Source organism: Acinetobacter sp. ANC 3781, from assembly GCF_004331285.1.
Taxonomy (GTDB): domain Bacteria; phylum Pseudomonadota; class Gammaproteobacteria; order Pseudomonadales; family Moraxellaceae; genus Acinetobacter.
The window spans coordinates 54923-75484 of the sequence record NZ_SJOH01000006.1 but is presented as its reverse complement, the minus strand read 5'-3'; the positions used below and the strand labels follow the sequence as shown (position 1 = coordinate 75484).

Annotated in this window: 18 protein-coding genes and 1 pseudogene; 9 read left to right on the top strand and 10 right to left on the bottom strand. The window is 39.2% G+C overall.

The features are described from left to right. Window positions 1-4: 4 nt before the first annotated feature. From estB to rubA, 3 genes are all read right to left on the bottom strand, one after another. Window positions 5-952, bottom strand: a complete 948-nt coding sequence (gene estB, locus E0H89_RS06110; protein WP_131215508.1) for an esterase EstB — start codon at window positions 950-952, stop codon at window positions 5-7. A gap of 56 nt (window positions 953-1008) precedes the next feature. Next, window positions 1009-2187 (bottom strand): NAD(P)/FAD-dependent oxidoreductase, encoded by a 1179-nt coding sequence (locus E0H89_RS06105; protein WP_131215506.1) that lies wholly within the window; start codon window positions 2185-2187, stop codon window positions 1009-1011. 69 nt (window positions 2188-2256) lie between these two features. Further along, window positions 2257-2421, bottom strand: a complete 165-nt coding sequence (gene rubA, locus E0H89_RS06100) for a rubredoxin RubA (RefSeq protein WP_005179369.1) — start codon at window positions 2419-2421, stop codon at window positions 2257-2259. 530 nt (window positions 2422-2951) lie between these two features. On the opposite strand from rubA, the gene E0H89_RS06095 reads away from it, so the two are divergent. Next, window positions 2952-3494, top strand: a complete 543-nt coding sequence (locus E0H89_RS06095; protein ID WP_131215504.1) for an adenine phosphoribosyltransferase — start codon at window positions 2952-2954, stop codon at window positions 3492-3494. 44 nt (window positions 3495-3538) lie between these two features. Here the strand turns inward: E0H89_RS06095 and E0H89_RS06090 are convergent, their stop codons facing one another. Further along, window positions 3539-4045: a YqiA/YcfP family alpha/beta fold hydrolase gene (locus tag E0H89_RS06090; protein ID WP_131215502.1), complete on the bottom strand. Its 507-nt coding sequence runs from the start codon at window positions 4043-4045 to the stop codon at window positions 3539-3541. A 300-nt stretch (window positions 4046-4345) separates the two neighbouring features. On the opposite strand from E0H89_RS06090, the gene E0H89_RS06085 reads away from it, so the two are divergent. The 3 genes and pseudogenes from E0H89_RS06085 to E0H89_RS16695 form a co-directional block, all read left to right on the top strand. Continuing rightward, complete coding sequence (locus E0H89_RS06085; protein WP_131215500.1) at window positions 4346-4783, top strand: SRPBCC family protein; 438 nt, start codon at window positions 4346-4348, stop codon at window positions 4781-4783. Window positions 4784-4906: 123 nt separating this feature from the next. Further along, window positions 4907-6433: a lysine--tRNA ligase gene (gene lysS / locus E0H89_RS06080; RefSeq protein WP_131215498.1), complete on the top strand. Its 1527-nt coding sequence runs from the start codon at window positions 4907-4909 to the stop codon at window positions 6431-6433. A gap of 165 nt (window positions 6434-6598) precedes the next feature. Next, window positions 6599-7043: pseudogene (locus tag E0H89_RS16695) on the top strand (capsule assembly Wzi family protein); the annotation flags it as partial. Window positions 7044-7424: 381 nt separating this feature from the next. Here E0H89_RS16695 and trpS read toward each other — a convergent pair. Then, on the bottom strand, window positions 7425-8438 hold the full coding sequence (gene trpS / locus E0H89_RS06075; RefSeq protein ID WP_131215496.1) for a tryptophan--tRNA ligase: 1014 nt from the start codon (window positions 8436-8438) through the stop codon (window positions 7425-7427). Between the two features lie 198 nt (window positions 8439-8636). Between trpS and E0H89_RS06070 the strand changes: the two genes are divergently transcribed. Together E0H89_RS06070 and ypfJ are read left to right on the top strand one after the other, a co-directional pair. After that, complete coding sequence (locus E0H89_RS06070) at window positions 8637-9563, top strand: DUF808 domain-containing protein (protein ID WP_131215494.1); 927 nt, start codon at window positions 8637-8639, stop codon at window positions 9561-9563. A 49-nt stretch (window positions 9564-9612) separates the two neighbouring features. Continuing rightward, window positions 9613-10518 carry a KPN_02809 family neutral zinc metallopeptidase gene (gene ypfJ / locus E0H89_RS06065; protein WP_131215485.1) on the top strand — a complete coding sequence of 302 codons (906 nt, stop codon included), beginning with the start codon at window positions 9613-9615 and terminating at the stop codon, window positions 10516-10518. Between the two features lie 46 nt (window positions 10519-10564). Here ypfJ and E0H89_RS06060 read toward each other — a convergent pair whose 3' ends face one another. After that, a complete protein-coding gene (locus tag E0H89_RS06060; protein ID WP_131215483.1) occupies window positions 10565-11122 on the bottom strand; it encodes a hypothetical protein in 558 nt (185 codons plus the stop codon). A gap of 235 nt (window positions 11123-11357) precedes the next feature. Between E0H89_RS06060 and E0H89_RS06055 the strand changes: the two genes are divergently transcribed. Continuing rightward, window positions 11358-12857 (top strand): cation:proton antiporter, encoded by a 1500-nt coding sequence (locus tag E0H89_RS06055; RefSeq protein ID WP_131215481.1) that lies wholly within the window; start codon window positions 11358-11360, stop codon window positions 12855-12857. A gap of 80 nt (window positions 12858-12937) precedes the next feature. Beyond that, entirely contained in the window at window positions 12938-13273 is a 336-nt protein-coding gene (locus tag E0H89_RS06050; protein ID WP_131215479.1) for an MGMT family protein, read from the top strand. Window positions 13274-13345: 72 nt separating this feature from the next. On the opposite strand, the gene E0H89_RS06045 is transcribed toward E0H89_RS06050, so the two are convergent. Then, entirely contained in the window at window positions 13346-13786 is a 441-nt protein-coding gene (locus E0H89_RS06045; protein WP_131215477.1) for a universal stress protein, read from the bottom strand. Window positions 13787-14218: 432 nt separating this feature from the next. On the opposite strand from E0H89_RS06045, the gene E0H89_RS06040 reads away from it, so the two are divergent. Then, window positions 14219-15547 carry a KAP family P-loop NTPase fold protein gene (locus E0H89_RS06040; RefSeq protein WP_350416981.1) on the top strand — a complete coding sequence of 443 codons (1329 nt, stop codon included), beginning with the start codon at window positions 14219-14221 and terminating at the stop codon, window positions 15545-15547. Between the two features lie 2 nt (window positions 15548-15549). On the opposite strand, the gene E0H89_RS06035 is transcribed toward E0H89_RS06040, so the two are convergent. The 3 genes from E0H89_RS06035 to carB form a co-directional block, all read right to left on the bottom strand. After that, window positions 15550-16170 (bottom strand): CatB-related O-acetyltransferase, encoded by a 621-nt coding sequence (locus E0H89_RS06035; protein ID WP_131215475.1) that lies wholly within the window; start codon window positions 16168-16170, stop codon window positions 15550-15552. 586 nt (window positions 16171-16756) lie between these two features. Beyond that, window positions 16757-17233 carry a transcription elongation factor GreA gene (gene greA, locus E0H89_RS06025; protein ID WP_131215472.1) on the bottom strand — a complete coding sequence of 159 codons (477 nt, stop codon included), beginning with the start codon at window positions 17231-17233 and terminating at the stop codon, window positions 16757-16759. A 90-nt stretch (window positions 17234-17323) separates the two neighbouring features. Continuing rightward, on the bottom strand, window positions 17324-20554 hold the full coding sequence (carB, locus tag E0H89_RS06020) for a carbamoyl-phosphate synthase large subunit (protein ID WP_131215470.1): 3231 nt from the start codon (window positions 20552-20554) through the stop codon (window positions 17324-17326). Between the last annotated feature and the right edge of the window lie 8 nt (window positions 20555-20562).

Below are 20562 nucleotides of genomic sequence, written 5' to 3'. Positions count from 1 at the left end.
TGTCCTAATGTTTTAATTTAAAGTGATCAGCAAATAATCCGCTAAGATATGGAATAAAATGCGGAGGCATATCATGCCCCATTCCATCAATTAATTCAAACTTAGCATCTGTAATTGCCTTTGCAACTGCTTTGCCATGGCTTGGTGGCAGTAAACGATCACGAGAGCCATGTACCACAAGGGTAGGTTGCTGAATTTGCTTACTCAATTGTAGCAAAGAACCGGTACATAATATTGCTAAAAATTGTTGAAGTACACCCGCTGGATAATAACTTCGTTGATATAGTTTACGTGCGGTCTGAATAATCTCGATTTGGTTGATATATCCAGGTGAGCCAATGATGTTAAATACTTTCACGCTATGATTGACGATACCTTCTTCATCCGTAGACTCAGGCCGGCCAATCAGGCTAAAAAGCTGTTTTGGAAAAGGCGGAGGTAAGAGCGGCTGATTATTACTGGTGAACATTAAACCGAGATTGCTGACTTTTTCAGGATGCTTGGCTGCCAGAATTTGTGCAATCATGCCGCCCATGGATGCGCCAATTACAGAGACTTGTTCTAGTCCTAAATGCTCAATCAATAAGGCCGCATCTTCCGCCATATCATACAGATTATAAGGCGCACCTTGATTTTGTAAGCCCAGTGCAAAACGTCCCATCAGTTTTAAGGTATTGAGCCGTGGCCCTGAATGCCGAATTTTTGATGAAAGCCCAATATCGCGGTTATCGAAACGAATAACCCGATAACCTTGATCAATCAGGGATTTACAGAAAAAATCTGGCCAAAACAACATTTGCGCACCCAAACCCATAATCAGCATGATCGCAGGATGTTCAGGATCTCCACCCATTTCAACATGCAGCTCTATTCCATTGCTTAAAGTCACTTTGGTTTCGTGCATAAAAGAAGTATAGGGTGAGCCTGTAAAATTAAGTGCGCTATGATTCATTGTTATTTTCCCAAAAAAGGACATTTTGCTTAAAAAATGTCCTTACTATTAAACCCTTAAACAGCTACAGGAATCAAGTCAGGTACCAGTTTAGTTAGACTTAGACGTTGTTTTGCTGCGGTCGCGCCCAATAAAACAAAACCACGCAAGGTGTTTTGACCATCTAGAGCTTTAGCAATCATGCCATCTTCAAGTTCTTCGGTCTCCCAATTGACATCCACACCCACTGGTGCTGGAAGTACCGTGAGGGGAGCGGCTGGGGTTTTGACGGCAACAGGCATCGCTGGATAATGAACATGGGTTTGTTCACCATTCAAGGTTTTCGCTAGAGCGCGTGCTTGTTGCATAATCGGCATGACGTAAGGCAACAGTAAACCATTGACTTCTGCACAGTCGCCAATCGCGTAAATATCTGCCTGATTGGTTTCTAAATGACCATTGGTCAAAATGCCGCGACTACAATCAATATTCGCGGCTTTTGCCAACTCCAAATTCGGTTGTAAGCCAATCGCTGAAAGTACAATGTCTGCAACAACAGACTGACCATTGGCTAAAGTAATCTGATAGTCACCCTTTTCAACTTTAATTACTTTTTCAACCGTTGTGCCCAAGACAAAGTGAATGCCAATAGCTTCAAGTTTTTCTTGGAACGAAGCGGCAACGTAGTCAGGAATGAGACGTCCCAAAGGTTGGGCAGCCAAATCAATCACTGTCACTTGGTGTTCTGTATTTTGCAAGTCATTGGCAAATTCACAGCCAATCAGACCTGCACCTAAAATGACCACGCGTTTATCGTGATGTTGATCCAGGTTTTTGCGGAATGCTTTGTAGTCATCCAAATTGTTGACCACATGAATGTCATCACTGCCATCGCCAGCAATCGCCAGACGAACCGGGTTTGCACCTACAGCTAGAACCAGCTTTGAATAGGGTTGAGTGATTTGTTGTCCATCTTTTTCTAAAATGAGTTGATGCTGTTCAGCTTGAATTTCTTTAACCCGAGTATGCGCTTCAATACGCATCTTCAGTTGATCACTCATTTTGCTGGCATCACCTAAAGCAATTTGCTCAGGTGCTTTTTTTCCGGCTAAAGCATTAGACAGCGTGGGTTTAGCATAGTTTACCGCATCATCTGCACAAATCATGACCAGTTCATGCTCGGGATTTAGCTTACGAAACTCACGTGCTGCGGTATATCCTGCCATACCCGAACCAATGATGACGATAGGATGCATAGTTTTCTCCAAACTGTTTTCTATAAGACGTAAAAAAAGACCATTCACTATGGTCTTTGATATCAATTGTTAGATTTCAACCATTTCAAAATCAACTTTTGATACACCACAGTCCGGACATGTCCAATCATCTGGGATATCTTCCCATTTTGTACCTGCGACAATACCATCTTGTGGCCAACCTTCAGCTTCGTCATAAATCCATCCACAAACGATGCATTGATACTTTTTCATTTGACTCTCCAAAACACTGACTTTTTAAGAAGTGAAGTCAGTAAAATTCCATATACAGCATGACTCTAGTAATATGACTTTCATTGTACATATTCAACCAAATTTTTACGCAGTTCTAGCCTTAATGTAAAGCAAATATGCGAGTTTAATCAGTGAATTTGAAACCAGAATTGCAGAGCAGGACAAAACTTGTCATAGAAATACGTAATTATGGTTTCTGTCTAACAATTTAAACAGGGTATGAATTTTAAAAAGTGCATAAATCAGAATGAGATAGAGAAGCTCAAGAAATGACTTTATGAGTTAAACGTCAGGTTTAGACTAAGGTCGGGGAGAAGAAATAGACAAAGTTTGTTAATTTAAGATCAGATAAATCTATATTTAATATTTATTAAAAAAATGAACATAATTAAATCAATGGCTTATAATTTTTTAGCAGGTGTTGCTGGATGGTAAGCATGATCATTTACTGGCCATGAACCTGATAAAGCGTTAAAATTGCCTATCCTCTTCTAAATTACTTTTCTCCCATGAGCAATTTGTCTACAATTTTGTGGTCTCACATTCGTACTGTCCAAGATTTCCCTAAACCGGGTATTTGCTTCTTCGATTTAACCCCTTTGTTTATGAGCAATATTGAACCGTTAACCGATGCTTTAATTGCCAGTATTCCTGTTGAAAAACTGGAACAAGTAGACAGTTTTGTTGCTGTAGAAGCGCGTGGTTTTGTACTTGCAAGTTTATTGGCTCAGCGTTTAGGCAAAGGCTTGTTACTGGTGCGTAAAGCAGGAAAATTGCCACCACCGGTTGTGGGCGTAGGTTATAGCTTAGAATATGGTATGGACCGTTTGGAAATGTCTGCAAACATCCAACCGCAAAAAATTATTATTGTAGATGATGTATTGGCAACAGGCGGTACTTTAAAAGCGGTGAAACAGCTGGTCAATAAATGTAACCATGAAATTTTGGGAGCGAGCATTTTCCTCGATTTACCCGATTTACATAATGATTTAGGTTTAGAAGTTTGGTCAGTGTTGGATGATAAATCTCAGCCAGAACAAGCAGTCGCTTAATTGATGTTATGTCCTAAAAAAGCCTTGGTTTAACCAAGGCTTTTTTATTTTTTCAGAAAATGCGTTTGCATGTGCTGAATTAATTCATTTATGTTTTCTGGACTCGCTAAGCGATGATGGCCGCCTTCTAAGGCTTGAACAATCATATAAGGTTCGAGCTGTTCTTGAACAGCATACATATCCAGTATTTCGTCACCTAATTCCAAATAGGCAATTTGAGCAATGTCATGTTCCAGATCATCTTCATTAATTGGGGGGTAGTCTTCGCGAAAGTTTGGACTAAGACTCGGATTGGCAATAACCGTTGGAATTTTACACAAGGCTGACATTTTTAAGGCCCAATACGCGCCCAAGCTATGTCCGACCAGTATTTCCGGTTTAATTTTGGCAATAATATCGCGATAAAAATCGGCAACGGTTTGAAAATTTAGATTGCGATAATCTATATCGATGCAATATTTCTGATTGGCATCAATGGCATGGAATTTTGTCGATTCACGAGAGGAATCGAGTCCATGTAAAAATAAGATTTTCGAAGTACATGTATTCATTGTTTGATCGTTCAGACTGTCTTTAATCACAAAGATAGAAAGGGTTGAATAGTTTAGTTTTCAACTATTTTGCTTGAATTTATTGTAGGTGACTGTGCCAGAGAAACAACTTAGCTTTTGGTCTAAGACACTCATTAGACCAAATAGAATAAAACAGCTTACAAAATAAATTATTGATTAAAAATATTCGGTTATAAATATTTTGGGCTGAATTGATATTTAAGTAACAAATGATTTATTTGCTGAAAAAATAAAGATGGATAATTTTAAAGGTAGACGATGACTTTAGGGAGCAAAGCTATGGAAATTTTAAAATATGAAATTTTGATTGCTGCAACGCCAGAAAAAGTTTGGCAGGTTTTATGGAATCCTGAAACGTATATGCAATGGACACAATATTTTTCACCTGGTTCATCCATGCATTCCGACTGGACCGTCAATGGTAAAACGGTATTCTTAGATGCCAATGGGGAAGGCATGGTATCAACAATTACTGAACTTGATGAATTTAAAAGCGTGACCTTTAAACACTTGGGAATGTTGCAAGACGGCCTTGAAGATCTAGATAGCGAAGAAGTTAAACAATGGAGCGGTGTCTTAGAAAAATATGAGCTTAAAGATTTTAATGGCCAAACAATATTGGGTGTGGAGCTAGAAACCTCTAAAGATCATGTGGAATTGATGAATAATGGATTAAAGCGAGGATTTGAAATCGTTAAGCAATTAGCTGAAGCTTAAAATATGAATTAAGGAATTTGGGTTTAGTAAATCAATGCTTTTGTTTGGCAATAAGTCATACGAAATTTTACTAAATCTGCTATGCTATGCAACTTCCGTTTTTTACACATATTCGAGGCAGAGATGACGCAACATAACGCTCAATCGACTTCTGAACAACACATTTCCGAAAACGATTTAATTGCACAGCGTCATGCCAAGTTAAAGCATATTGAAGCACATGCTAAGGAAAAGGGAATCAGCCCTTGGCCCAATACATTTAAGCGTGAACATTATGCTCAAGATCTACAAGAACAATTTGCTGACAAGTCTAAAGAAGAAATTGAAGCAGATGATCGCGTCTATGTAAAAGTTGCAGGTCGTGTGATGCTGAACCGAGGTTCATTCCTGGTGATTCAGGATATGACTGGCCGTATTCAACTGTATGTTGCACGTAAAGAATTAGATCCAGAAGTCGTTGCTACCATCAAAGGTTTAGACCTGGGTGATATTATTGCGGTTGAAGGTTATATCGGTCGTTCGGGTAAAGGTGATCTTTATGTTCACATTGAACATTTTGAGCTTTTAACTAAATCACTTCGTCCACTTCCAGATAAATTCCACGGTTTAAATGACACCGAAGTCAAATATCGTAAGCGTTATCTTGATTTGATGGTGAATGAAGAAACACGTAAAACTTTTGAAATCCGTGCCAAAGTGGTTTCGGGGATGCGTGCGTATTTAGCCAATGAACGCTTCATGGAAGTTGAAACGCCAATGATGCATGTGATTCCAGGTGGGGCTTCAGCGCGTCCATTTGAAACACATCATAATGCACTAGATATGCCATTGTACTTACGTATTGCGCCTGAGCTTTACTTAAAACGTCTGGTGGTAGGTGGTTTTGAACGTGTGTTCGAAATTAACCGTAACTTTCGTAATGAAGGGATTTCGACACGTCATAATCCAGAATTTACCATGATCGAATTCTATCAAGCCTATGCCGATTACAAAGACTTGATGGCTTTGACTGAAAATATGCTTGAAAAATTAGCGATTGATATTTTGGGCTCTACTGATGTGCCTTATCAAGGTGAAGTCTTCAGCTTCAAAGGCCCATTCAAGAAAATCTCGATGTTTGATGCGATTCTTGAACATAACCCGCAACTCACAGCAGAAAATGTTTCTGATCGTGAGTTCTTGGCTAAATTTATTCAGGAAGAATTGAAAGAACAGGTAAAACCAGGTTTTGGTCTGGGTAGACTTCAAACCATCGTATTTGAAGAAACGGTAGAAACTAAACTTCGCCAGCCAACTTTCATTACAGAATACCCAGCAGAAACTTCGCCGCTTGCACGCCGTAATGACACCAATTCACACATTACAGACCGTTTTGAGTTCTTTATTGGTGGTCGTGAATTGGCCAATGGTTTCTCGGAATTAAATGACCCGATTGACCAGGCTGAACGTTTTCAAGCGCAAGTTGCAGAGAAAGATGCAGGTGATGATGAAGCGATGCATTACGATGCAGACTTCATTGAAGCACTGGAATATGGTCTTCCTCCAACAGCAGGTCAAGGTATTGGTATTGACCGCTTGGTCATGTTATTTGCTGATGCAGCAAGTATTCGTGATGTGATTTTATTCCCGCATATGCGTCATAAAAACTAAGTTGTGAATATCAAAAAACCCGCTTTAGAGCGGGTTTTTTTATGGATAATTATAACCACACTAAACTATAAATATTGGAAATAAGGCTTAAAGAAAATAAGGTGCCTATAGGGTTAAGGCTTTATAATATAAATAAAATTTTTGTTGAAAATACTATTTATAGCAATGATGATGAGTGCATCACCAACAATTTTTGCTCAGGGACGTGTTTTAAATGAGGATCATTTGAGAACAGATATAAACCGATTAAATCAGCAGGCCTTCATCGTTATTCACATCAGTATCTCAACTTGGCCAATGAATGAGGACGAGATTCAGCGTGCAATTGTTTTGGCAAAAAAAATCAGATAATACACAACAGAAAGTCATTGATTCAGTTCAAGCTGCAATTAAAGCGGATAATAATAACTTTAAAATAAGTTTATTTGCTGAATCGGATTAAAAGAATATCCCGCACACATTTGGAGATAAGCAAAAATCACAATATCAAGCTGCCTTAGCGTTTAATACTGGTGGTGGGAGCGGGGATGCAAAAAATTGTGTAAATGGGGAGGGAGATTTACAAATTGATAATGATCAAGATATAAGTGTCGAGGGTTTTTGTATAGCTGCAAATAAAGAACCCCGTAGATGTAGGATTTTTTTATCTGAGCTTATTTTTAAATATGAATTAAATAATCAAAGTTATGTACTAATTTTCAAATTTTTTATAAGAAAGATTTTAGACAAAAAAATACGCAATGATTGGGGTGATCACTGCGTAGAACAACGAATCTGTTTGCACAGTTTCGGTTAAGGAGAATGTTAGAACTCTAATGAGCTCTAAGCACTAAAAGTATAATAAAATGAATGATCAGTCATTTCATGAGGTTTTCAGTTAAGTTGTGTAAATTCAGGTTAATAACTATTGGTTAGTGTGATTTATTGCTCATTATTTTAGCATAAAAAAGCCCTTCTTTATAAGAAAGGCTATTTGTTTAGATCAGTTGCTTTAGAAGTGGAAAACCCCTAAGCCCGATTTAATTTCGTCCAGGGTTTGCTGGGTAATATCGCGGCATTTATCAGTACCGGTTTTTAAAATATCCATGATGTAGTCCGGATCTTTTTGAAGTTCCATACGACGTTCGCGAATGGGCGTAATTAATTCCTTTAAAACCCCTTCAAGACGTTTTTTCACCGTACCATCACCTAAACCACCACGACGATAATGAGCTTTTAACTCTTCAAGTTCTTCTTTATTAGTATCGAAAGCATCGAGGTAAGTAAATACCACGTTACCTTCAACCTGACCCGGATCTTCAACACGAAGATGATTCGGGTCAGTATACATCGCATTGACTGCTTTTTTGATGTCTTTATCCGAAGCATCTAACACAATGGTATTGCCCAAAGATTTAGACATTTTTGCTTTACCATCAAAACCAGGTAAACGGCCTACATTTGAAAGCAGCGCTTTACATTCAGGCAAAATCTCATAGCCAATTTGACGATTCAGGCGACGGACAATTTCGTTGGTTTGTTCAATCATGGGAATCTGATCTTCACCCACAGGAACTACTGTCGCTTTAAAAGCGGTAATGTCAGCTGCTTGTGCTACAGGGTAACAAAGGAAACCTGCAGGAATATCACGTTCAAAACCCCGCATCTGAATTTCAGATTTAATGGTTGGATTGCGCTCTAAGCGTGACACCGTGACAAAATTCAAATACAACATGGTCAGTTCATTCAATGCCGGTAAACAGGATTGAACACAGATCGTTGTTTTGGTTGGGTCAATACCCACAGCTAAATAGTCAGTCGCCACTTCAATAATATTACGACGTACTTTTTCAAAGTTATCTGCGTTATCGGTTAAAGCTTGAGCATCAGCAAGGAGGAGATGTTGATGGTGAGAATCTTGTAGCCCTACTCGTGAACGTAAAGAACCTACAAAATGACCTAAATGAAGTTGTCCAGTTGGGCGGTCGCCAGTCAAAATAACAGGACGCTTGTCTTGATTACTCATTATCTATCTATTCCAAAGTAGTTAGCACTACATTTATATGCCGATGAATTTGCCATATTGTACGGCATAATGTTTTTGAATGTCAGACGCAATGAAAACAGAACATAGAAAAAAATAAGAATAATTTAATGAAGTTGATACAGTTTTTTTAACTATTTCTATTTAAGATATTGAATAGTAACTTTAAGGATAAAAATAATGGCGAGTAGCTTATTAATATTATTAGATGATATTGCCACTGTTTTAGATGACGTTGCTGTCATGAGCAAAGTAGCGGCAAAAAAAACTGCAGGAGTGTTGGGAGATGATTTGGCACTCAATGCCCAACAGGTGAGCGGTGTACGTTCTGAGCGTGAACTTCCGGTAGTTTGGAGCGTTGCCAAAGGTTCTTTTGTTAATAAGCTAATTCTTGTTCCTTTAGCTTTACTGATTAGTGTGGTTGCTCCTTGGCTGATTACCCCTTTATTAATGATTGGAGGGTTATTTCTATGTTATGAAGGGGTGGAAAAAGTGCTGCACAGTTTGCAGCATAAAAAAGCCAAAACTAAAGAAGCTGCTGAAGCGGAATTTACTGCCATTGAAACCGACTTGGCAAAGTTCGAGAAAGACAAAGTCAAAGGTGCGATTCGTACCGACTTTATTTTATCAGCCGAAATTGTGGTGATTTCACTGGGTACGGTTGCTACCGCTGCTTTTGGTACCAAAGTTCTCGTGCTGTCAGTTATCGCGATTTTAATGACAGTAGGTGTTTATGGCTTTGTAGCCATGATTGTAAAAATTGATGATCTGGGATTGTATTTAACCAAACAGACATCTCATCTAAAGCAAAGTATAGGTAATGGTTTGCTGGCTTTTGCACCTAAACTAATGAAGACCCTGACCATTGTTGGAACAATTGCCATGTTTTTGGTGGGGGGCGGTATTATTACTCATGCTATTCCGCAATTACACCATTTTACTGAAGATTCAGTCGATCAAATTCAGCATATTCCTACGGTCGGCAATATTATTGGTTCACTTACTCCGACTTTAATCAACCTTGCTATCGGTTTTGTAGCTGGTTTACTGGTTTTTGTAGTGATTACAACAATCCAAAAGTTTTGGCCAAAATCAAAGCAGGCATAATCAGAAAACTCGCTAAAATTAATTAAAGCATACTAGAAGGAATATCATTATGCGCTGGAAAGGACGTCGTGTAAGTACCAATGTCGAGGACCGTCGTGGTGGAGCTGGTGCGAAAGCAGGTGGTATTAGTATTTTAGGACTTGTGGTTGCGTTCGTAGCCTGGAAATTTTTTGGCGTTGACCCGCAGCAAGCTTATCAAGCCACCAAACAGGTGACCTCACAATCACAATTGGCTGAAACCAGAGGCTTGGATAATCCAACTCCACAACAGCAAGAAGCCATGGATTTTGTTGGCACAGTGTTGGCGGATACCGAAGATACCTGGACTCAGGTATTTCAGCAGCAACTGAATAGCCAATATGTGGCACCTAAATTGGTGATGTTTAGTGGGGTGGTGAATTCAGGCTGTGGTACAGCACAATCTGCGATGGGACCTTTTTATTGTCCAACAGATCAAAAAGTCTATATCGATACGGCCTTCTTTAAAGATATGCGTCAGCAAATGGGGATTTCCGGTGAACAGAACAGCACTGAATTATCCCGCCAAGATCAGGCCGGCGATTTTGCTCAAGCCTATGTGGTTGCGCATGAAGTGGGACATCATCTTCAAACCCTGTTAGGCATTTCAGATCAGGTGCAAAAAGCACGTGCTCAATCTAGTCAAGTTCAGGGTAATCAACTCTCTGTGCGTCAGGAATTACAGGCGGACTGCTTTGCCGGAATTTGGGCCAATCATAATCAGCAACGTACCCAATTCCTGGAACAAGGCGATATTGAAGAAGCGATGGATGCAGCGCACAAAATTGGAGATGACTATTTACAGAAACGTTCCACAGGACAGGTTGTACCAGACAGCTTTACCCATGGTAGTAGCGAACAGCGCATGAAATGGTTTCAAACTGGTTTGAAATCGGGAAATATCAATGATTGCGATACCTTCAATCAAGCTATTTAAAGTGATTAAAAAAGAGGATTCCATATCCTCTTTTTTATTGGGCTTGTTAACGCGTTAAAAAATTTTTAAAGTTGCGGAGAATCCGAATGGAGACATACAGTGCCGCTAGTGCAAATAGAAGGATGCTAAAAACAATGTATTTTAAACTAGCAATGTCCACCTGATAAAATTGCTGAATTTGTTGCTTGGAATAAGACCATTGTTGCTGCTTTTGGGTACGGCTGTCTTGATAAGTAATATTTTCAATATAATGCTGCTGACCCACTTTTAATAAATCGAGCTGCTGGATTTGTCGGGTATGTGACTGGTTATATTCATCGGTACAAATATTTTGCAGATAATGGATGCAGTTTAATTTAGCAATATAACCATTTTGGGCAATCAAAATAAAAATCGCTTGATCGGGGCGTTTATTATTGGAAACCAAAACCAATTGCTCTTGAGCGCTCGACTTGAGTGAAATATGTTTGGCTTGCTGGAACTGCTGATCTGCTTGCAAAATTTCTTTGATTTTAGAATAGGCACTGAAAAATAAAGCCAAGGTAATGAGAAAAATGACAACTGCAAAAAAAAGTCGAAAGATGGTTTTCACTGTTTGATGCATGAATAAATTCAACTTAATGTGGAGATTAAAAAAAGTGTGGCTACACTAAACGCTGAGATGTTTGTCTATATTAAATCATTGCTAAAAATATGTAAAAAAACTTAACTATTTTGTTTGCTCTACAAAAAATCGTTAAACTGATTCAGTTCATAAATGTTATCTAATGAATTATTTTACTGGGAAATAGTTGGATAAATTCGCTTTATTCCAATGAATCGCTAAAATTGGAACCTTAATGGGAAATTTCTTTTTTCTTCAAGTCTTTACTGTCATTTTTGCACTTTCTATTGCCACGACAATTTTTAATAAACGTATTCTGGGTTTCCCGCAAGCGATTGGTGTACCGATTGTGTCGGCGATTTTTGTGTTTATTTTACAATGGGGCGCAAGTTTACTCAGCGGTAATCAGTTTATAACAATTAATATTCACAATATTGAAGAAGCGGTTCGTCATATTGATTTTTATGACTTTTTAATTAATGGGGTAATTTGTTTTATTCTGACCTCTTCAGCTTTAAAATTTAAAGTATCCGATTTAAAAAGCCATTGGAAGCCGATTAGTATTTTGGCCAGTATTGCTCTGGTACTTTGTGCAGTCTTTTTTGGCATGACTTTATATGGCTATCAATTCCTGATAGGTAAGCATGTCGACATACTGGTTCTGCTGTTATTAGGCGCTGCGCTTGGTGCAACTGACCCGATTGGGGTGAAAGGTGTTTTAAGTTCAGTGCGTGCTCCTCATCATCTGATTGTGAAACTCGAAGGGGAGTCACTGTTTAATGATGCCATGTGTATCGCTGTATTCATGACTTTGTTGAATGTATTGCAGGGTGAACACTTTACTATTCTTGGCACTTTAGAAACCTTGCTCTACGAAATCGTGGTGGCGGTCATTATTGGCTGGGCCTTTGGTCTGGGAATTTTAAGATTGCTTCGTGGTAAACATGAAATGGAGTCTTTAATTCTAACTACGGCATTACTGGCCTGTGGCTCGTATCTGGTTGCCCTATTTGCACATGCTTCTGCACCTATTGCCTGCGTCATTGGTGGCTTAGTGGTGGGGAATAAATGGAAAGAAATTCTGCAAGAACGTGAAATTCGTGAAGTTAACCATTTTTGGCATACTGTCGAAGGCATTATCAATTCATTCCTGTTTACGCTGATTGGTCTGGAACTGTTTATTTTAGATTTAAGCATTAGTCTCATTTTAGGCGGTATTGTTGCCTTTATTATTTTGCATGCTTCGCGCTTTGCTGCTAACTATCTGTCGTTTGCATTTTTCCCGAGTTTTAGAAACAAAAGTTATAACGGCAGTCTGGCTATATTATCTTGGGGCGGGGTGCGCGGAGGAATTTCGCTTGCCTTGATTCTGGCAGTAGCCAATATTCCGCAGTTAAGCGAATATAGCAGTATCTTAATTGGTTATACCTTTATTGCAGTATTACTTTCTGGTCTGGTTTGTGGCCTCGGTTTACCCGCCGTTATGAATGCGTTCTATTACAACCCGAATGAAGAAACGACGGGTTTTAAAGGTTGGTATCAACGCATGTGTCATAAAATGAACAAGAAAGGCTTTCAGTATATTGTGGGTGAAGACGCCAATGGTAATGAAACTATTACAGTATATAACCCAGATGCCTTAATTGATGAAAAAGCTGAAGATGGGGTTGCTGTGATGCATAATCCGGAAAAGGTACAGGCTGTGAAACGCTTGGAAAGTCCAGATAATTTCTAATCGTTAACGCTGATAAAAAAAGCCTTTTAAAAGGTTTTTTTATGTTCACAAGTTTAAATTGGATAATTGAAGGACGATCTATGCCACAACATTCAAGTCGTTCTAGTGATGAATTAGCCCGTCAAATTTTGCAGGTGGTGGCTCTCATTCCTTATGGGAAAGTGGCCTCGTACGGACAAATTGCAAAGATGGCAGGATTGCCCAAACATGCACGTTTAGTAGGATATGTTTTAAAGCATTTGGAGGCAGATGCAGAAATTCCTTGGCATAGAGTGATTAATTCGCAAGGAAAAATTAGCCTAAGTAAGCTTGATCATCATGGTGACAATATTCAACGCTTAAAATTATTGGAAGAAGGAGTGATGGTGATTGGAGACAAGATTAATTTAAAACAATATCAATGGATAAATGAGTAATAATAGTAATAAATGCTTAGGAGTTAGCGATTTCCCACCTTTAGACAGAGATGGGAAAGGCCAAGATCATTATTATTCACGCACAATCAGTACAGGAATATGGGATTCACCCAACAGGCTTTGTGCGACACTGCCGAGGAAAAGTTTTTTGAAGCCAGTACGACCATGTGAACCAATGATAATCAGGTCTGCATGATTCTCTTCGGCAGCTTTGACAATTTCACGATGAACCACTTGTCCTTCCAGTAGTTTGGTTTCTACTTCAATGCCTTGTTCATGAAATTTTGCTTTTGCAGCATCAAGGGATTCAATAATTGCGGTACGGGCGCGTTCGATTAAATCGTTGGTTTGATTGGCAGAGATATATTCCGCTGCAATGTAAGGGTCAAGTGATAAAACTTGTACCACTGTAACTTTGCTGCCAAATGCTTTCGCAAATTCAGCTGCTTTTGCTACCGCTGCATATGCAGTTTCTGAACCGTCAACTGGAACTAAAATATTATGATATGACATGTGTTTCTCCTTATAATCTTTACTTGCACGGATGCTTTTAACACTATGATTTATGGTTTATAAAAACAATTTACACTCCAATACTAGCTGTATTCCTGATGGAATAAAACCTAGTAATTTCATAGGGATAATTAACTCCGCTAAATATTTTTATAAGTTAATCTAACATGGATTGGATAGAAAATTAGTAGGTTTAAAACTAAAGTCTGATGAAATTGTAAGCAGATTTTTAATTTGAAATTATATGTAAAAATATAGGCAAACTGACTTTGAGAATTGTCATATCATAAGTGTATTAAATTATTAATAATGAAGTAGAAATGACTGAGATAAAGCAGCTGAATTGGGCAAAAGACGATTTTGAAAATATTGAAGAAGCGTGGGATGGAGATCTTTGGGAGAGAGCGTTTAGGTATTCAGCTCACGAATTATGTGGATCGTTTACAATGTGGCGCTGTATTGGCATTGGATGCACGTTGGGGTGAAGGTAAAACATGGTTTGTTAGGCATTGGCAAAAGCATTTAGAAAATGAAAATCATAACGTGATTTATTTAGATGCTTTCGCAAATGATTATCTTGATGATCCTTTTCTAACAATTGCAGCAGAGATTAGTCAAGCTTTTAAAGGCTCTAATGAAATCGATGCTGAAGAGATTGAAGACTTTAATTCAAAGACAGCTTCAGTATTAATTTCTTTAGCTTCGATTATTCCTATGATTGCTGCTCGTGCAGGCTTGCATATGATTGGTTTAGGTGCTTTAGGTGAAGCTGCTCAGCAAACTTATAAGGAGGGGAAAGAGCTATATGATTTAGCAAGCGACCAAATTACAGAAAAAGTAAAAGAAAAAATAGAGGAGAAAATTAATAATCATCATATTGAGAAAGAAACGATTCAAGATTTTAAAAATGAATTAGCTAAACTCGCTGAAAAGTTAGATAAGCCTTTGGTATTTATCATTGATGAGCTAGATCGTTGCCGACCAGATTTTGCGATTCGTTTAATTGAAAGAATTAAACATTTTTTTGATATCCCCAAAATAGTTTTTTTATTGGTTATAAATAAACCCCAATTGTTGCAATCAGTAAAAAGTTATTATGGTTATGACTCGGAATTGAATGGCGATTATTTTGAAAAAATTATTGATTTTACAGTACATCTTTCTTCAGAAAAGTGTGAAAAAAATTATGAAAATATTATCCAAGAACACCTCTTTCGAATAGGAGAGTTGGCTAATAAAGATGAAGTGAACGAGTTCTATTTTTGGGTTTTAGCTTTGCAATTAGAGAAAAAATTAAATCCGCGTGAGTTAGTTAAAAAGCTAAATCAATATGCTTTATTAAGGACAAATGAAAATAATAAGAATTTAATTCTTATTAGCCTAATGATGACGCCGTTATCGGTAAAACATGATTATATTAGGTATTTTGAAACAATTATGAAAATCTTATCTCATAATCTGTATTTAAATAAGAGAGATTTTATGAAAAAGCATAATCTTAATTTAAGTTTTGATACTAAGTTTGATGCAATTACTGATACTACATGGGTGCGAGATATATTGAAATGGGATTATAAAATTGAAGATTTTTTTATGGGTTGCTTTATTCATGAGCATCATAATATTGAGCGAATTAGAGATGATGCTAGTTGGAAAGAAAGCAAGTACATAGAGTACTTGTCTGCATTTTCAATAAGCCCTTTGAGTAAAACTAGTGATTTTATTGAATCTTGGATGAATTATATAAAAACTGGACTGTAATTTTATAAATTAGATATAAAATTTACCAAGCTAGCCACATCATCTGTCTGTAACTGTTCACGCATCTTTAAAAACTGCTTTTCATCTAAATCATAGAGCTTTAGAGAAAGCAGTTTTTTAATGTCTTCCTCAGGAAAACGGTATTTAATAATTTGGGCAGGTACACCGCCGACCACCGCATAAGGTGGTACGTCTTTGGTGACAACTGCGCCTGTAGCAACAACAGCACCTTCGCCTAGTTTTACACCTTGCATAATCATGGCACGCGAACCAATCCAGCAACCGTCACCAATGACTGTGTCGCCAGCAGGGACAAAACTGCGAGTATCAAAAGGAAATGCTGAAATCCAGTCGGTACGATGTAATTGGTTGCCACCCATCATAACCGCGCATTCTGCGCCGAAACAAACAAAATTACCGATATGGAGCTGATCAATTGGTTTCTCTACAGTTGCAGGCTTGTCATGTAAATAACGCACGACACAACGCTCAAAACCTTGATCCCAATAAGCGCTGTAATAACTGTAATTCCCCTTAATGTGAATATTCGGGTTCTTCACTGTTTTAGAGATGAATTCGAACTCGCACCAGTGTTTAACAGGGGAGTTGATCAGATTATCCATAGAGAAATATGTGATATGGGAGGTTGAGGGATTATAGCGTAAAAGCTTTAAGCCCTCATCCTACTTGTGCAGCAGTGCTGCTCATCCCATAGGCAAAAGGGACTTCCATTATGAAATGACTAAAGTTGTTTAACTGGTTAAATAGAGAATTGTATTCAAGGAATATTTGAATTAATAATCAATGTTTCCTCTCCTTTTAGGAGATGAGAATCCTTTAAATATATTTCGAGTTCGAAAGGGAGATGTAAAGATTAAAATTATGAAAAATTTTATCTAAAAAAATTCCACAGACTCATAAATAAGCCTTTGACACTATTAGGAAAAAGAAAACCTAAAATTGCAGAGCTGATTGTAGTAATAAAGATAATAAGTGCGGAATTGGTATTCATGTCTATGAAATATGACCATTTTATGGCGATAGCAATACCCAGTATCAAACCACCTATTGCATAGTAAAAAGCTTGTATAACGCGATCATCCATTTTTTATTTATCTGGTGATTAGTCTATAAGTTAAAGATGAAATGAAGATTTTGCAATAAAAAACCCCTCATTAGAGGGGCTTTAAAAGTATTCAATCTTTAAAGTTAAAGATATTCAACTTTCACAATCTCGTATTCCACTTCACCATTTGGTGTTTGAATTTTTGCTTCATCGCCTTCGCTTTTGCCTAAAAGACCACGAGCTATAGGGGAGTTCACAGAAATCTTGTTGATCTTAAAGTCTGCTTCGTCATCGCCTACAATTTGATAAGTCTTTTGTTCTTCAGTATCCAGGTTCTCAATCGTTACTGTCACCCCAAAAACGACCCGACCGTTTTGTTCAAGTGTTTTAACATCAATCACTTGCATTGCGCCGAGTTTACCTTCGATGTCCTGAATACGGCCTTCACAGAAACCTTGTTGCTCGCGGGCAGCATGGTATTCCGCATTTTCTTTCAAATCCCCATGTTCACGCGCTTCAGCAATGGCTGCAATAATACGTGGACGATCAATACTTTTTAACTGATGTAATTCTTTCTCTAAGGCAAGTTTGCCTTCAGGAGTCATAGGATAACGTTGCATTGTTGTCCCTCTAAGTGAGTATAAAAATGAATGGTTTATAAATGAAAAAATCCCGCCACCAATAAGGTGACGGGACTTATCGGTAATTTATTAACCTACTGTTAAATCTTGCAAGCGGTATACATCCATTGGCAATTTAATTGCTAAAGCTTGGCATACAGCATCAGCACCATTCAAGGTCGTAGTGTAATACACTTTACCTTGAAGCGCAGAGCGACGGATTGAGAACGAATCCTGCTGAGCTTGTTTACCTTCAGAAGTATTGATAATGAGGTGAATCTCGCCATTTTTCAAGCGATCTACGATATGAGGGCGACCTTCGGTTACCTTATTCACACGTTCACATGCAATACCAGCTTCAGTAATCACTTTATGCGTACCACTTGTTGCTACAAGTTTGAAACCGTAATCAACAAGTTGTTGTGCAATGCGTGCAACATGCGGTTTATCTGACTCGCGTACAGACAGGAATGCATGTTTTACTTCGCCTTCAGTTGGTTTACCAGGCAAGCGATCATTCGAGCCTAACACAGCTTTATAGAATGCTTCACCAAAAGTTGTACCCACACCCATCACTTCGCCCGTAGACTTCATTTCAGGGCCAAGAATTGGGTCAACACCCGGGAATTTTGCAAATGGGAACACCGCTTCTTTTACAGCGAAGTGAGTCGGGATAATCTCTTTGGTAAATCCTTGAGATTCCAAAGACTGGCCCGCCATACAACGTGCAGCCACTTTCGCTAAAGACTCACCGATACATTTAGAAACGAAAGGCACAGTACGTGATGCACGTGGGTTCACTTCCAGAATATAAACGTCGTTGCCTTTAACCGCAAACTGTACGTTCATCAAACCAATTACGCCAAGCTCTTTCGCCATGGCAACAGTTTGACGGCGCATTTCGTCCTGAATCTCTTGAGATAGAGAATAAGGAGGAATAGAACATGCTGAGTCACCCGAGTGAATACCCGCTTGTTCAATGTGCTGCATGATCCCGCCAATGACCACATCTTTACCGTCGGATACACAGTCAACATCGACTTCAGTTGCATCATCAAGGAAGTGATCCAGCAATACAGGTGCTTCGTTAGAGGCTTGAACTGCATCACGTAAGTAGCGTTTCAATTCGTCGTCGTTATATACGATTTCCATCGCACGACCGCCAAGTACGTATGAAGGACGAACAACCAGCGGGTAGCCCACTTTAGATGCTTCAGCCATACCTTCTTCAGCAGATTTTACAATGCTGTTGCTTGGTTGACGAAGCTGCAGACGTTGAATCATTTGCTGGAAACGTTCACGGTCTTCTGCACGGTCAATCGCATCTGGAGATGTACCGATAATTGGTGCACCGGCTTCTTCTAAAGCACGTGCCAATTTCAAAGGTGTTTGACCGCCGTACTGCACGATAATGCCTTTAGGCTTCTCGATACGCACGATTTCAAGCACATCTTCCAGGGTAATCGGTTCGAAGTATAAACGGTCTGACGTGTCATAGTCAGTTGAAACCGTTTCAGGGTTACAGTTCACCATGATGGTTTCGTAACCATCTTCACGCATTGCAAGCGCTGCGTGTACACAGCAGTAATCGAACTCGATCCCTTGACCAATACGGTTAGGACCGCCACCGATGACCATGATCTTGTCGCGGTTCGATGGATTTGCTTCACATTCTTCGTCGTAAGTTGAATACATGTAAGCAGTATCAGATTCGAACTCTGCTGCACAGGTATCGACACGTTTGTAAACCGGGGTTACGCCCAAGTTCCAACGGTGTTTACGGAATTGTTTTTGTGAAATGCCCATCAAATCTGCAATGCGAAGATCTGATAAACCTTTGCGTTTGAACGAACGGATATTGTCCGCATTCAAATCACCAAAACCTAAGGTTTTGATTTGGTTTTCAGTTTTGATGATGTCTTCGATTTGGATCAAGAACCATTTGTCGATGTTGGTTGCTGCAAACACTTCGTCTAAAGTGAAACCATGACGGAATGCGTCACCGATGAACCAAATACGTTCTGGACCAGGTACTTTAAGTTCTTGAAGAATTTTCTCGCGTGCGCCATCAGCACCGACTTCGAGTTTTTCGTCAAAACCACATACGCCCACTTCAAGACCACGAAGCGCTTTTTGCAAAGATTCCTGGAAGTTACGGCCAATCGCCATCACTTCGCCCACAGATTTCATCTGTGTAGTTAGAATTGCTTCAGCTTGTGGGAATTTCTCGAAGTTAAAACGAGGAATCTTAGTTACTACATAGTCAATTGCAGGTTCGAATGACGCAGGTGTTGCACCGCCAGTGATGTCATTTTTCAATTCATCAAGGGTGTAACCCACAGCCAGTTTCGCTGCAATTCGTGCAATCGGGAAGCCCGTTGCTTTAGATGCAAGTGCAGATGAACGTGATACACGCGGATTCATCTCGATCACAACCATACGACCGTCTTTCGGGTTAATACCGAATTGAACGTTCGAACCACCTGTTTCCACACCAATTTCACGCAGAACGGCAATCGATGCATTACGCATGATTTGGTATTCTTTGTCGGTCAATGTTTGCGCAGGGGCAACTGTGATTGAGTCACCTGTATGAACGCCCATAGGGTCAAAGTTTTCGATCGCACATACGATAATACAGTTGTCGTTTTTGTCACGAACAACTTCCATTTCGTACTCTTTCCAACCAATCAATGATTCATCGATTAAAAGTTGGTGAGTCGGCGACAGGTCGAAACCACGTTCACAGATTTCAATGAATTCGTCACGGTTGTAAGCAATACCACCGCCTGAACCACCCATAGTGAATGATGGACGAATAATCGAAGGGAAGCCTAATTTTGCCTGGATTTCGAATGCTTCTTCCATGGTGCTTGCAACAGCAGCACGTGGACATTCAAGACCAATACGACGCATCGCGTCATCAAACAGTTTACGGTCTTCAGCCATTTCAATGGCATCTTTACTCGCACCGATCAATTCAACATTGTATTTTTCTAAAATACCGTGTTCATCAAGTGCAAGCGCACAGTTCAATGCTGTTTGACCACCCATAGTCGGTAGGACAGCATCTGGACGCTCTTTTTCAATGATTTGTGCAACGGTCTGCCAAGTAATCGGTTCGATATACGTTGCATCAGCCATTGACGGGTCGGTCATAATGGTTGCTGGGTTAGAGTTCACCAGAATAACACGGTAGCCTTCTTCACGAAGGGCTTTACATGCTTGTGCACCTGAGTAGTCAAACTCACATGCCTGACCGATCACAATCGGACCCGCACCAATAATTAAGATGCTTTTAATGTCTGTACGTTTAGCCATGATCGCTT